The 13,209-nt window shown below is 68.3% G+C and carries 9 protein-coding genes; 6 read left to right on the forward strand and 3 right to left on the reverse strand.

Annotation, left to right across the window (positions count from 1 at the left end; translation table 11 throughout):
* The first annotated feature begins 20 nt into the window (after positions 1 to 20).
* From GCU53_RS18820 to GCU53_RS18840, 6 genes are all read left to right on the forward strand, one after another.
* Positions 21 to 3,695, forward strand: coding sequence for an ATP-binding protein (locus GCU53_RS18820; protein ID WP_152388957.1), 3,675 nt, complete (start codon positions 21 to 23; stop codon positions 3,693 to 3,695).
* The gene (locus GCU53_RS18825) at positions 3,696 to 4,337 is read left to right on the forward strand and encodes a hypothetical protein (protein ID WP_152388958.1); all 642 of its coding nucleotides are present in this window, start codon (positions 3,696 to 3,698) and stop codon (positions 4,335 to 4,337) included. It abuts the gene before it with no gap.
* Complete coding sequence (locus tag GCU53_RS18830; protein ID WP_152388959.1) at positions 4,334 to 5,554, forward strand: phosphoenolpyruvate carboxylase; 1,221 nt, start codon at positions 4,334 to 4,336, stop codon at positions 5,552 to 5,554. The genes GCU53_RS18825 and GCU53_RS18830 overlap by 4 nt, the downstream gene beginning before the upstream one ends.
* An 11-nt stretch (positions 5,555 to 5,565) precedes the next feature.
* The gene (locus GCU53_RS26240; protein ID WP_244306846.1) at positions 5,566 to 5,787 is read left to right on the forward strand and encodes a hypothetical protein; all 222 of its coding nucleotides are present in this window, start codon (positions 5,566 to 5,568) and stop codon (positions 5,785 to 5,787) included.
* Positions 5,784 to 6,368 (forward strand): DUF7281 domain-containing protein, encoded by a 585-nt coding sequence (locus tag GCU53_RS18835; protein ID WP_244306848.1) that lies wholly within the window; start codon positions 5,784 to 5,786, stop codon positions 6,366 to 6,368. Before GCU53_RS26240 ends, GCU53_RS18835 begins: the two co-directional genes overlap by 4 nt.
* 92 nt (positions 6,369 to 6,460) lie before the next feature.
* On the forward strand, positions 6,461 to 8,098 hold the full coding sequence (locus GCU53_RS18840) for a Na+/H+ antiporter (RefSeq protein WP_152388960.1): 1,638 nt from the start codon (positions 6,461 to 6,463) through the stop codon (positions 8,096 to 8,098).
* Positions 8,099 to 8,145: 47 nt separating this feature from the next.
* On the opposite strand, the gene dapC is transcribed toward GCU53_RS18840, so the two are convergent.
* The 3 genes from dapC to map all read right to left on the reverse strand — a co-directional run bounded on the left by dapC (position 8,146) and on the right by map (position 13,005).
* Complete coding sequence (dapC, locus tag GCU53_RS18845) at positions 8,146 to 9,342, reverse strand: succinyldiaminopimelate transaminase (RefSeq protein ID WP_152388961.1); 1,197 nt, start codon at positions 9,340 to 9,342, stop codon at positions 8,146 to 8,148.
* Between the two features lie 70 nt (positions 9,343 to 9,412).
* Positions 9,413 to 12,112 carry a [protein-PII] uridylyltransferase gene (locus GCU53_RS18850; protein WP_152388962.1) on the reverse strand — a complete coding sequence of 900 codons (2,700 nt, stop codon included), beginning with the start codon at positions 12,110 to 12,112 and terminating at the stop codon, positions 9,413 to 9,415.
* A 47-nt stretch (positions 12,113 to 12,159) separates the two neighbouring features.
* The gene (gene map / locus GCU53_RS18855; RefSeq protein WP_280115842.1) at positions 12,160 to 13,005 is read right to left on the reverse strand and encodes a type I methionyl aminopeptidase; all 846 of its coding nucleotides are present in this window, start codon (positions 13,003 to 13,005) and stop codon (positions 12,160 to 12,162) included.
* Between the last annotated feature and the right edge of the window lie 204 nt (positions 13,006 to 13,209).

Raw genomic sequence — 13,209 nt, forward strand, 5'->3', positions numbered from 1 at the left:
CGTTTTTCCGAAGGTCCTGCATGCCCAGCCTGAACCGCATCATCCTGATCAACACCCACCTCCAGGGCGTGGTGGAATTGGTCGTGGACGACCACACCAACATCTGCGGCACCAACGCCTCCGGCAAGACCACCCTGCAGCGGCTGGTGCCGGTGTTCTACGGCGAATACCCGAGCCGCGTGGTGCCGGCCACCCGCGACAGCTTCGAGCGCTGGTACCTGCCCACCGAGCAGAGCTTCATCGTCTACGAATACCAGCGCATGGACGGCCAGCTCTGCCAGGCCGTGCTGGCCGCCGCCGCCGACGGCAAGGGCGTCGCCTACCGCCTGGTGCAGAAGGCCTTCGTCCTCGACGACTACATCAAGAGCCGCCAGGGCGATGCCATCACCTGCCTGAGCATGACCGAACTGGGCCGCCAGCTGAAGCAGGCCGGTATTTTCGCCACCACCCTGCTCAACACCCGGCAGTTCCGCGCGATCATCCAGAACGACCGCGGCCTGCTCGCCGCCGACGGCCAGCGTGCCGAGCTGCGCAGCTGGGCCCGGCAGTTCTCCCTCTGCGACCCCGAGCACTCCCTGCGCCACATCGAGAAGCTGGCCAGGGCCGTGCATTCCCGGGAAGGCAAGATGGAGACCATCAAGTCGATGATCGCCGCCATCCTCGAGGAGGACGGCGTCAGTCCGCCGGCCTCCCACCTCAACCTGCAGCGGGTCGAGGCATGGATCCGCGAGAGCCTGCTGATCCAGGGCTTCAACGCCATCCGCCCGGAGTTCGACAAGCTCGAGCGCGAATACCAGGAACTGCTCGCCTGCGAGCGCCGCCTCGGCGGCCTGCTGCAGGGCTACCGGACCGAGGAGCCGCGCCTGTACCAGCGCCAGGAGGAGAACGCCGCGACCATCGAGCAGACCGGCTTCCAGCTCCGCCAGCTGGAAGAGCGCTGGAAGGACCAGCGCGACGCCCTCAACCTGGACCTCTCCGCGGCCAGGGGCGACATCGCGCGCAGCGAGGACGAGCTGGACCGGATCGAAAGCCAGTATCAGGCCTTCCTCGATGCCGACATCGAGCAGGCCAAGGCCGACTTGGAGCAGGTCGGCGCCTGGCGCGACGACCTGGACAACCTGCAGGCCCGCCACCGCCTGCTGACCGAGCAGCATCAGGACGTGGAGCGCGCCTACCTGGAGCGCCAGCAGGCGATCAAGGACCAGCGCGAGGCCGCCCTGGAGCAGTTGCGCGAGCAGCAGGAGGCTCTGCAGGAGGAGCGCGCCCTGCAACGCGAGCAGCAGGCAGAAGCGCTGGCCAGCCTGGAGCAGGGCTTCAACCAGCGCCGCCAGCAGGGCCAGGACGGCTTCCGCGAGCGCGAATACCAGCTGCAGCTGGAGCAGAACCGCCTGCAGCAGCAGATCGCCAGCGCCGGTTACAGCGAGGAAGAGAACCGCAGCCTGACGATCTTCGACCAGCGCCTGGAGCGCGCCGATGAGGACGCCGAGACGGCCGAAGCCCGGGTTCGTCAACTCGAAATGCAGGAGCGCCAGCTGCGCAGCCGGCGCGACGAGGCCAACACGGCCTTCTCGCTGACCAGCCGGCGGGTGGTCGAGCGCCAGGAGCAGCTGAGCGATGTAGAGCGGATGCTCTATCCCGGCCACCAGACCCTGCTGGAGTTCCTCCGCCGCGAGCAGCCCGGCTGGGAGAGCCGCCTCGGCAAGGTGATCCATCCGGCGCTGCTGCAGCGATCCGATCTCAAGCCGACGCTCGGCGCGGCGGACGCGGACGGCCTGTTCGGCGTGCGCCTGGACCTGGCCGCCATCGACACCCCCGAGCACGCGGCCAGCGAGCAGGAGCTGCGCCAGCGCCTGCAGGTCGCCAGGGATGCCCTACAGGATGCGCAGAACCAGCAGCAGGAGGCGGAAAAGCTGCTGGTCGAGGCCGGCGCCGCGCTGGACGAACTGCAGCGCCAGCTGGTGTTCGCCCGCACCGAACTGCAGAACCGCCGCGACGACCGCCAGCGCCTCAAGGACGAGCGGCGAGCCCAGAAGGACAAACTCGACGCCGCCCTGCAGGAGCGCAAGCTCAAGGCCAGGAAACAGCTCGCCGAACTCGGCGGCGCCCTGCAGCAGCTCGCCGGCGAGCGCGACCAGTGGCTGGCCGAGCTCAAGGAGCAGCACGGCGAGGCCCGCCTGGAGAAGGCCGCCCACTGGCAGCAGGTCATCGGCAGTCTCGATGCCCAGATCCAGCAGCTCAAGTCGGCCGCCGACGAGCGCCGCGGCAAGGCCAGGGCCGAACTCGACGAGTGCGAGCGCTGGTACAGGGCCGAGCTCAAGTCCCGCGGCGTCGACGAGAACGCCATCGTCGCGCTCAAGCAGCAGATCCGCAGCCTGGAGCAGAGAATCCAGCGCACCGAGCAGCGCCGCTCCGAGGTGCTGCGCTACGACGACTGGTACCGGCACAGCTGGCTGCTGCGCAAGCCCAGGCTGCAGGGCGAGCTCGGCGAGAGCCGCAGCCGGGCGAGCAGCCTGGACCAGCAGCTGAAGAGCGCCTCGGCCGACTACAAGGCCGAACGCAGCCGGCTGGAGGAGGCCCGCCAGCAGGCCCTGCAGGAGAAGGGCGCCCTCGACGAGGCGCTGGCCCGCCTGAAATCCCTGCTGCGCCGCCTGGGCGAGCTGAAGCTGCCGCGCGAGGGCGAGCCCGCCGCCGGCGAGCTGGACGAGCGCCTGCGCCTGGGCGAGGAGCTGCTGCACGGCCGCGAGCAGATGCTCTCGGCGATCAGGGGCCATGTGGAGCACTTCGACAGCGTGATCGCCGGCCAGTCCGGCTCCAGCCTGGCGGAAACCTGGGAGCGCAGCCGCGAGGAGTGCACCCTGGTCAGCGACCGCGGCATCCCGAGCCTGGACTACCGCCGGCTGGTGCCGCACCTGGAGCAGTTGCTCAACGTGATGGTGCCGCAGAGCCTCACCGCCCTGCGCGAGCAGGGCAAGATCTTCGGCATCGACCTCAACAACTACTACGACGTGCTGGCCGACATCGACCGGCGCATCGCCTCGCAGAGCGCGCGGATCACCCGCGAGGTGAGCGAGGAACTGTTCCTCGAGGGTGTCTCCGACTCGGCGGTGCGCATCCGCTCGCGGATCAGCGAGCTGGAGTTCTGGCCGGAACTCAAGGCCTTCATCAAGGCCTTCCGCGACTGGCGCGAGGCCGGCTTCAGCGAGCTGCCCGGCGAGGACTACACCAGCAGCATGCGCCGGGCGCTGGACATCATCGGCCGCTCGGCGCTTTCCGGCGGCATCGCGGGGCTGCTGGAGATCGAGCTGCGCCTGCGCGAGGGCAACAGCGACCTGGTGATCCGCACCGACCGCCAGCTCAACGAGTCCTCCAGCCACGGCATGGCCTACCTGATCCTCTGCAAGTTCCTCCTGGCCTTCACCCGCCTGCTGCGCGGCCCGTCGCCGGCGACCATCCACTGGCCGATCGACGAGCTGGGGACCCTGCACCACAACAACGTGAAGAAGATCTTCGAGGCCTGCCGCAACAACAACATCCGCGTGCTCGGCGCCTTCCCCAACCCGGACTCCGAGGTGCTGGCGCTGTTCGCCAACCGCTACATCGTCAACAAGCAGACGCGCCAGCTGCAGATGGTCAAGCCGCGCCCGGACGCGATCGCCGAGAGGCTGAAGAAACTGCACACCGAGGAGGCGCTGTAAATGCTCTCGACGAAAGGACAGGTCATCGAGCGCCTGCTCAAGGGCGACTTCATCTGCCGCACCACCGACGAGGACGGCTGGCGCTTCCTGAAGAACGCCGCCAACCGCGCCCAGGTGGACGACTACCTCGCCCAGCTCAACCGCATGGTCGCCCAGGTCGGCGCCAATGCCGACGGCGAGGTGTTCTTCTGCGGCTACCGGCAGCTCGGCGAGGACGAGCGCAAGGTCATCGGCCAGCAGTTCCGCGACATCTGCAACGCCCTGACGCCGCTGGTCGAGTGGCTGGTGCTGGTGCAGGAGGCCGGCGCCCAGGATGCGCCGCTGACCGAGGGCACGCCGGTGCGCCTCAACGAGCTGCAGGGCATCGTCGAGGACACCCCGGCGTTCCGCGAGCAACTGGCGCGGATCAGCCACTACCGGCTGTTCGGCTCCACCAGCGCCAGCGTCGACGGGCAGATCAAGCAGGTCTTCAAGCGCCTGTGCGAGCTGGGCTACCTGACCCGCCCCAATCCGGACAAGCAGATCTACCTGGCCACCGGCAAGCTGGACTACCTGTACGAGGTGATCCGCTTCATCGACGAGACCGAGGGCCTGGACCTCGAAGGCCGCGCGGAAAGCGCCAGCCAGGGGCAGCTCATATGAGCGGCAACCTGCATCAGGCCGGGGTGCGCTTCCTGCGCCAGCTGGGCCGGCACGCCGAGCCGATCATGGCCGCCTACCTGTCCGGCTCGGTGCCGGACCAGGCGCTGGAGCCGGCGGTCGAGGAGCGGCTGGTCAAGGACGGCATCCTCTACCGGCCCGAGCCCGGCGCCGACCTGCACCTGCGCCGGGCGGTGCGCGCCCTGCTGGAGGAGGCCCTGCGCGACGACCGCAACCGGCAGATCGATGCCAACACCGGCTCCGCGCTGGCCACCTTCAAGACCCTCGCCGCCCACTACAAGGAGGCCCGCCACCAGGGCGACTACGCCGCGGCGGACGCCTACCTGGGCGACCTCAAGGAGCACGTCTACGCCTTCGGCGAGACCCTGAGCCACAGCATCCGCGTACTGTGGAGCCGGCTGAACAACGAGTTCGGCTACGTCGGTACCCTCAACGCGAAGATCCGCGAGAACGAACTGGCCCAGTCCCAGGTGAGCGAGCTGCTCGCCGGGCTGGAGATGATCAGCTTCGAGGAGCTGGCGGAGACCGCCGGCGACCTGCGCGAGCTGCGCCGTCTGCTGGTCACCAGCCTGCAGCGCACGGTCAGTGCCTGCGCCCAGGAGCTGAGCGTGGTCCAGGGACGCCTGCTGGAGCTGCTCGGCCGCTTCCGGCAGATCCGCGGCCGCACCCGCCTGCTCAAGGGCTGGCTGCTGCACATGGAGCAGCAGCCGGACTATCGGGTGGGCAACCACGCCGCCCACCCGAACGTGCCGCAGCTGTTCAACCTGGCGGCACCCGTGCTGGCGCCGGCGGCGCTGGACATCCACAGCCCGCAGCACGAAGCCGACCTGCTGGCGTTGGTGGCGCAGATCCGCGCCCTGCAGCCGCCGGACCGCTTCGCGCCGCCGCCGGGCGAGGCCGGCGAGCTGATCCTCGGCGAGGTGGAGGCCTTCGAGGTGCAGGGCAACCCGATCCGCGAAGCCGTCGAGGCCTATTTCTGCAGGGTCATCGACAGTGGCGAGCGGCTCTCGGCCCTGGAATACCGGGATCGGCACCACCTTCCCTGGGATGCGGAAAGCTGGCTGTACCAGGTGATCGGCGGCTATGAAGGTCTGCCCGAGGAGCAGAAGCGCCACTTCGAGCTGGACGCCATCGGCGAACCGCATCCGCTGTATTCCGGCAATTTCATCGTCCGGGACGTGGCGCTGTGGCTGGCCTGAACCGGAGACACATGCAGGCCGTCCATCGCCTGCTGCGCGAGCGCCTTGAGCGGGTCGAGCTGAATTCGCTCTGGAAGCCGATTCACGCGGCCTTCGAGGTGGGCGAGGCGCTGGGCAACTGGCTGCATTTCAACCGGGAGCAACGGGAAATGCTCCGGGAACTGGCCCGGCGCGCATGGGGCTTCGACCCGCTGGAGGCGTTCCGGACGGCACGCGCCGGGAGGTGGCGATGACGGCCATCGACGAGAAGCTCGCCCGCCAGCGCCCCGACGATGGCTTCGTGCTGGTCAAGGGGCGCCTGCCTGCGCCGCTTCCTCCATTGGGCTCGGAGTTGAGTCTGCGCGTGCCGCTGGTTGGCCTGGACCTCGGGGCCGTCGCGTCGGTCGTGGTGATCGAGAACCTCGACAGCTTCGACGATTGGCACGCCTATCCGGCCCCGGCCGGGCTGACCGACAGCCTGGTGGTGTACCGCGGCCACGGCGGCCTCGCCCGCGGCGCATGCCGGCTGCTGGCGATGCTGCCGGCAGGCTGCGAAGTCACCGTCTTCCCCGACTGGGACCCGGCGGGCCTGTTCATCGCCCAGACTCTGCCGCGGGCCGATGCCTTGCTGGTGCCGCAGTCGATCGAGCCCCTGCTGGTCTTGGGCAGCCGGGAACACTTCGACCGGCAGCATCTGGCTGCCCGTCATCTGGAAGCGGCCGAACTGGACGGCTGGCAGGGCATCTGGGAAGCGATGAAGGCCGCACAGGTCAGTGTGAAGCAGCAGCACATGCTGGCGCTCGGCACTGTCCTGCGGCAGGTGCCACGTCACTGACTCGAAAAGATTTTCACCTCGACCTTCGCAAGGTTCGCCGCTTCGCTTGAGGGAGTAGACTGGAGGCTCCTCCCGGCTGCTCCTTCCCGCGTATGCAACTTCTCTACACCATCCTGATCATGCTGCTGGTCGTCGGCGGCACGCGCATCACTGCGCAGTTCATCCCCATCCCGCTGCCGCTCATCCAGATCGCCATCGGTGCGCTGCTGGCGGTGCCGGCGCTGGGGCTGCACGTGCGGCTCGATCCCGAGCTGTTCCTGCTGCTGTTCATCCCGCCCTTGCTGTTCGTCGACGGCTGGCGGATGCCCAAGGGCGAGTTCTGGCGGCTGCGCACGCCGATCCTGCTGCTGGCCTTCGGCCTGGTGCTGTTCACCGTGCTGGGCGCGGGCTGGCTGATCCATCTGCTGTTCCCGGGCATTCCCACGGCGGTGGCCTTCGCCCTGGCAGCGGTGCTGTCGCCCACCGATGCCGTGGCGGTGTCGGCGATCGTCCACGGCCGCCTGCCGCGCACCTTGATGAACATCCTCCAGGGCGAGGCGCTGATGAACGACGCTTCCGGCCTGGTGGCCTTCAAGTTCGCCGTGGCGGCCGCGCTGACCGGGGCCTTCTCGCCCGCCGAGGCCGGTCTGGAATTCGTCCTGGTAGCCCTCGGCGGACTGGCGGTCGGGGTCGCCCTGAGCTATGCGCTGGGGCGCTTTCGCGCCTGGATGATCGGCCTCGGCTGGGAAGAGCCGGCGCCGCACGTGATGTTCATGCTGCTGCTGCCGTTCGCCGCCTATGTGGCGGCCGAGCACCTGGGCGTCTCCGGGATTCTCTCGGCGGTGGCGGCGGGCATGATGCAGAGCCGTCTCGACCTGCTGCCGCGGCAGACCACCACGCGGCTGCTCAACCGCAGCGTCTGGGCGCTGCTGGAGTTCACCTTCAACGGGCTGATCTTCCTGCTGCTCGGCCTGCAGCTGCCGGACATCGTCAAGGCCTCGCTGGAGGAGGGCGAGCTGCTCTGGGCGAGCGCCGGACAGCTGGCGCTCTACGTGGGCCAGGTGTACCTGGCGCTGATCCTGCTGCGCTTCGTCTGGACCTGGCTCTACTGGCTGGTGTCCGGCGCGCTGCGTCGCTGGCGCGGCCTGCCCAGCGGCTTCGCCGGGCAGTCGTCGCTGCGTCTGGCCGCGCTGCTCACCCTGAGCGGGGTGCGCGGCGCCGTGACCCTGGCCGGCGTGCTGTCGCTGCCCTTGCTGCTGGGCAATGGCGAGGCCTTCCCGCAGCGCGACCTGCTGATCTTCATCGCCGCCGGAGTGATCCTGCTGTCGCTCCTGGTCGCCACCCTCGGGTTGCCGCTGCTGCTGCGCGGTCTGCCGGCGGACAATGAGGAGGCGCGCGAGCAGGAGCTGCGGCGCCAGCGGGCGAAGACCATCGAGGCGGCGATCCGCGCCCTGGAGGCGCAGAGCGACGACCCCGGCCTGAGCCCCGAGGGCATGGCGCTGGCCGCCGAGGTCAAGGCCAGGATCATGGCCGAGTACCGCCAGCAGCTGGAGCGCGACGATTCCGGGGAGGCGCGCACGCGCCTGCGCCAGATGGATGCGCTGGAGCAGCGCCTGCGTCTGCAGGCGCTGCGCTCCCAGCGTCTGGAGCTGTACCGCCTGCGCCACCGCAACCAGGTCGACGACGACCTGCTCGGCGAGATCCTGCGCGAACTGGACATCAGCGAGGCACGGCTGTACCGCAGCAGTTGAGGGAGGGCGGACGGAGCGCCTGGGGCGCCCCGCCGACGGCGTTTGGCTCAGCCCGCGCGGACGAAGTCGCGGATGCGCTCGGCGGCTTCCACGCATTCGGCCAGCGGCGCGACCAGGGCCATGCGCACGCGCTGGGCGCCGGGGTTGAGGCCGTTCACGCTGCGCGACAGATAGCTGCCCGGTACCACGGTCACGTGCTCGCGGGCGAACAGCTCGCGGGTGAAGGTCTGGTCGTCCACCGGGGTGCGTGGCCACAGGTAGAAGCTGCCGTCCGGGCGCTTGACGTCGAGCACCGGCTGCAGGATGTCCAGCACGGCGTCGAACTTCTCCCGGTACAGCACCCGGTTGGCGCGGACGTGAACTTCGTCGTTCCAGGCCGCGATGCTGGCCAGCTGGGTGGGCACCGACATGGCGCAGCCGTGATAGGTGCGGTAGAGCAGGAAGCTCTTGAGGATCTCGGCGTCGCCGGCGACGAAGCCCGAGCGCAGGCCCGGCAGGTTGGAGCGCTTGGACAGGCTGTGGAACACCACGCAGCGGCGGAAGTCGCTGCGGCCCAGCTCGGCGCAGGCGGTGAGCAGGCCGGGCGGCGGGTTCTGCTCGTCGAAGTACAGCTCGCTGTAGCACTCGTCGGCAGCGATCACGAAGTCGTGCTCGTCGGCCAGGGCGATCAGCTTCTTCAGGGTGGAAAGCGGCACCAGGGCGCCGGTGGGGTTGCCCGGCGAGCAGAGGAACAGCAGTTGGCAGCGCTGCCAGACGTCCGCCGGCACCGCGTCGAAGTCGGGGTTGAAGCCGTTCTCCTCGAGGCACGGCAGGTAGTGCGGCGTGGCCCCGGCGAGCAGGGCCGCGCCTTCGTAGATCTGGTAGAAGGGGTTGGGGCTGACCACCAGGCCGTCGCTTGCGCGGTCCACCACGGTCTGGGTGAAGGCGAACAGCGCCTCGCGGGTGCCGTTGACCGGCAACACGTGGCGCGCCGGGTCCAGCCAGCCGGTCGGCACCCGGAAGCGCCGCTCGCACCACTGGGTGACGGCTTCGCGCAGCGCCGGCAGGCCGAGGGTGGTGGGATAGACCGAGAGCTGCTCGAGGTTGGCGGTCAGGGCCTCGGCGACGAAGCTCGGCGAGCGGTGCTTGGGTTCGCCGATGGACAGGGCGATGGGCTTCTTGTCGGCCGGCGGCTGCACGCCGGCGAGCAGCGCGCGGAGCTTCTCGAAAGGATAGGGTTGCAGCAGGTTCAGGGCGTCGTTCATGGGGCTTTCCTGGTGGCCGCAGGCGGCGGCCGCCCGTGGCTTCGGGGCGGGCCGCCGTCTGCTTCAAGGTTCAGATGCTGATCCGGCTCGGCTGGATGTGGCTGTCGCCATCGGCCAGCTGTTCGACGATCGCCAGCTGCAGGCGGGCGCAGAACTCCGGATCTGACAGCGGCTGGTGGTGCGCGTCGGTGACGAAGAACACGTCCTCGATCCGCTCGCCCAGGGTGGCGATCTTGGCGTTCTGCAGCGACAGGTCGAAGTCCAGGAAGATCTTGCCGATCCGCGCCAGCAGGCCGGGGCGGTCCGGGGCGATGATCTCGAGGATGGTCACCGGGCGCAGGGCATCGTTGTGGATGGTGACCTGTGGCGCGAAGGCGAAGTGCTTGAGCTGGCGCGGCACGCGGCGCTGGATGATGGTGGGGTAGTCGGCCGGGTTGCGCAGGGCCTCCACCAGCCCCTGGCGGATCTCCTTGATGCGCGCCGGGTTGTTGCCGATCGAGCCGCCGTCGGCGTCGAGCACTATGTAGGTGTCGAGGGTGAACTGGCTGGTCGAGGTGATGATGCGGGCGTCGTGGATGCTCAGGTTGAGCTGGTCCATGGCGGCCACGGTCACGGCGAAGAAGTCGTGCTGATCCGGTGCGTAGATGAAGATCTGGGTGGCGCCCTCGAATTCGCGCTGGGTGGTTTCCTTGATCAGCACCAGCGGTCCGCCGTTGCTCGGGTGCTGCAGGATCGCCTCGGTGTGCCAGGCGATGTCGTTGGAGGTGTGGCGCAGGAAGTAGTCGTCGCCCAGCTGCGTCCAGAGGTGTTCGGCGTCGTCGGGGTCGGTGCCGCTGCGCACCAGGATGTCCAGCGCGGCGTTCTGCGTCTGGCGGATCTGCTCCTCGCGGGCGACCGGCTGCTCCAGGCCGCGGCGCAGGGCATGCTTTGTCTCGGTGTAGAGCTGGCGCAGCAGGCTGGCCCGCCAGGAGTTCCAGAGGGTCGGGTTGGTGGCGTTGATGTCCGCCACGGTCAGCACGTAGAGGTAGTCCAGGTAGGTCTGGTCGCGGACCTTCTGGGCGAAGTCGAAGATCACCTGCGGGTCGGAGAGGTCCTTGCGCTGGGCGGTGGTCGACATCAGCAGGTGGTTGCGCACCAGCCAGACGATCAGTTGGGTATCCCAGCCCGGCAGCTGGTGGCGCTGGCAGAAGGCCAGGGCGTCGGCGGCGCCGAGGTCCGAATGGTCGCCGCCGCGGCCCTTGCCGATATCGTGGTAGAGCCCGGCCAGGTAGACCAGTTCGGGCTTGGGCAGCTTCTCGATCAGCTTGCTGGCCAGCGGGTATTTTTCCGCCAGTTCCGGCCAGAAGAGTTTGCGCAGGTTCTTGATCAGGTGCAGGGTGTGGGCGTCGACCGTATAGATGTGGAACAGGTCGTGCTGCATCTGGCCGACGATATGGCCGAACTCCGGCAGATAGCGCCCGAGGATGCCGTAGCGGTTCATGCGCCGCAGGTTGCGGTGGATGCCCTGGCGGCTCTTGAACAGCTCGATGAACAGGCCGGTGTTGTGGGGATCGCGGCGGAAGGCATCGTCGATCAGGTAGCGGTGGTCGCGCAGCAGGCGGATGGTGTCGGCGCGCACGCCGCGGATTTCCGGGTGCCGAGCCAGCAGCACGAAGATCTCCAGGAGGGCGGAAGGGGTTTCCTGGAAGACCTTGCCGTGGGTGATCTCCAGATAGCCGTCGCGTACCTGGAAGCGCTCGTTCAGCGGCTCGACGCGCCCGGCGCTGTCGCCGGGCAGGATGACCTCCTCGAAGTGCTGGAAGACCAGCTCGGTCAGCTCGGCGATGCCCATCACCACCCGGTAGTACTTCTGCATGAAGCGCTCGACGGCGAGCTTGGCGTCGCTGTCCTCGTAGCCGAGCAGGCCGGCGATCTGCCGCTGCAGGTCGAACAGCAGACGGTCCTCGGCGCGTCCGGCGAGCATGTGCAGGGCGTAGCGCACCTTCCAGAGGAACTCCTGGGAGGCGGCGAGCAGGGTGTATTCGCTTTCCAGCAGGAAGCCCTGGCCGACCATGGCGTGCAGGTTGATGGTGCCGAACTGGCGGCGGGCGATCCAGAGAAGGGTCTGGATGTCGCGCAGGCCGCCGGGCGAGCCCTTGACGTTGGGTTCGAGGTTGTATTCGGTGTCGTTGTAGCGGGCGTGACGGGCCTTCTGCTCGTCGCGCTTGGCGAGGAAGAAGGCCCGGCTCGGCCACATCCGCTGCGCGCTGGTGACTTCCTGCATGCGCTGGCGCAGGTGTTCGGGGCCGGCGAGGGTGCGGCTTTCCATCAGGTTGGTGATCACCGTCAGGTCGGCCTGCGCCTCCTCGGCGCACTCGGCCAGCGAGCGCACGCTCTGCCCGACTTCCAGGCCGATGTCCCAGAGCAGGGTGAGAAAGCCCTCGATCGGCTCGCGGAAGACCTCATGATCCGCGCCGTCCATCAGGATCAGCAGGTCGATGTCCGAGTAGGGGTGCAGCTCGCCGCGGCCGTAGCCGCCGACGGCGATCAGGGCGATGTCGGCGTCCTCGCTCCAGTCGAAGCGGTTCCAGGCCAGGGCGAGAATCTGGTCGACGAACCAGGCCCGGTCCTCGATCAGCCGGCGGATGTCGCGGCCTTCCCGGAAGCGTGCGTCGAGCACCTCCCGGGCGCGCCGCAGGGCCTTCTTGAAGGCGGGGATGGGACTGGACTTCAGGGCCAGCTCGGCCTGGAACTGGCCAGGGTCGAACAACTCGGGATCCACCTGCGGCATGGCGTCACCTTTCTACTGCGGTCGGATATTCATGGGCCGGTACGGGATCAGCGCGGCGTGCGGGCAAGGGTGTCGTCGCGGCGCAGGGTCAGGACCTCGTAGCCGTCGGCGGTGACCAGTACGGTGTGCTCCCACTGGGCGGAGAGCTTGCGGTCCTTGGTGATGGCGGTCCAGCCGTCGCCGAGCAGGCGGGTTTCCGCGCGTCCCTGGTTGATCATCGGCTCGATGGTGAAGGTCATGCCTTCCTTGAGCTCCAGACCGGTGCCGGCACGGCCGTAGTGGAGCACCTGGGGCTCCTCGTGGAACACCGCGCCGATGCCGTGTCCGCAGTATTCGCGGACCACCGAGAAGCCGTTCTTCTCGGCGTGCTTCTGGATCGCCTCGCCGATGTCGCCCAGGTGGGCGCCCGGGCGCACCAGTTCGATGCCTTTGTACAGGCATTCCTGGGTCACCTGGCACAGGCGTCTCGCCCAATCCGGGGTGTTGCCGACCAGGAACATCATGCTGGTGTCGCCGTGATAGCCGTCCTTGATCACGGTGATGTCGAGGTTGACGATGTCGCCGTCCTTCAGCGGCTTGTCGTTGGGGATGCCGTGGCAGACCACATGGTTGACCGAGGTGCAGATCGACTTGGGAAAGCCCTTGTAGTTGAGCGGGGCGGGAATGGCGTGCTGCACATTGACAATATGGTCGTGGCAGATGCGGTCCAGTTCCTCGGTGGTGACGCCCGGCCTGACGTGTTCGCCGATCATTTCCAGCACCTCGGCGGCCAGGTGGCCGGCTGCGCGCATTTTTTCGATTTCCTCGGGCGTCTTGATGGTGACGGTCATGCGGACTCTCTCTCGGCGCCTGAGGCGCGGGGCATACGTTCGGAAGGCGCGATGATAAACCAAATTGCCCGCGTGCCGCGCGGAAGGCAGGGGCTGTCATCTGTCAGCCGGTAGCCTGCGGTCGGCTTTTATGCTATAAAACGCGCCGCTCGGCGGACTTGTCGTTCGCGAGCACCAAACCCCACACACGTATCGGCACGGTATCCTGGGTGCCCGCAAGGGTTGGATATCGGGATGCGTGGAGGCTTAACCCGACTCGATCGAGGA

The organism is Azotobacter salinestris (assembly GCF_009363155.1).
GTDB lineage: Bacteria > Pseudomonadota > Gammaproteobacteria > Pseudomonadales > Pseudomonadaceae > Azotobacter > Azotobacter salinestris.

Bases quoted from the DNA above. Each gene is read 5' to 3' on its own strand.
- dapC (WP_152388961.1), bottom strand. From the start codon at position 9,342: ATGAACGACGCCCTGAACCTGCTGCAACCCTATCCTTTCGAGAAGCTC.
- GCU53_RS18840 (WP_152388960.1), top strand. From the start codon at position 6,461: ATGCAACTTCTCTACACCATCCTGATCATGCTGCTGGTCGTCGGCGGC.
- GCU53_RS18825 (WP_152388958.1), top strand. From the start codon at position 3,696: ATGCTCTCGACGAAAGGACAGGTCATCGAGCGCCTGCTCAAGGGCGAC.
- GCU53_RS18820 (WP_152388957.1), top strand. From the start codon at position 21: ATGCCCAGCCTGAACCGCATCATCCTGATCAACACCCACCTCCAGGGC.
- GCU53_RS18850 (WP_152388962.1), bottom strand. From the start codon at position 12,112: ATGCCGCAGGTGGATCCCGAGTTGTTCGACCCTGGCCAGTTCCAGGCC.
- GCU53_RS18830 (WP_152388959.1), top strand. From the start codon at position 4,334: ATGAGCGGCAACCTGCATCAGGCCGGGGTGCGCTTCCTGCGCCAGCTG.
- GCU53_RS26240 (WP_244306846.1), top strand. From the start codon at position 5,566: ATGCAGGCCGTCCATCGCCTGCTGCGCGAGCGCCTTGAGCGGGTCGAG.
- GCU53_RS18835 (WP_244306848.1), top strand. From the start codon at position 5,784: ATGACGGCCATCGACGAGAAGCTCGCCCGCCAGCGCCCCGACGATGGC.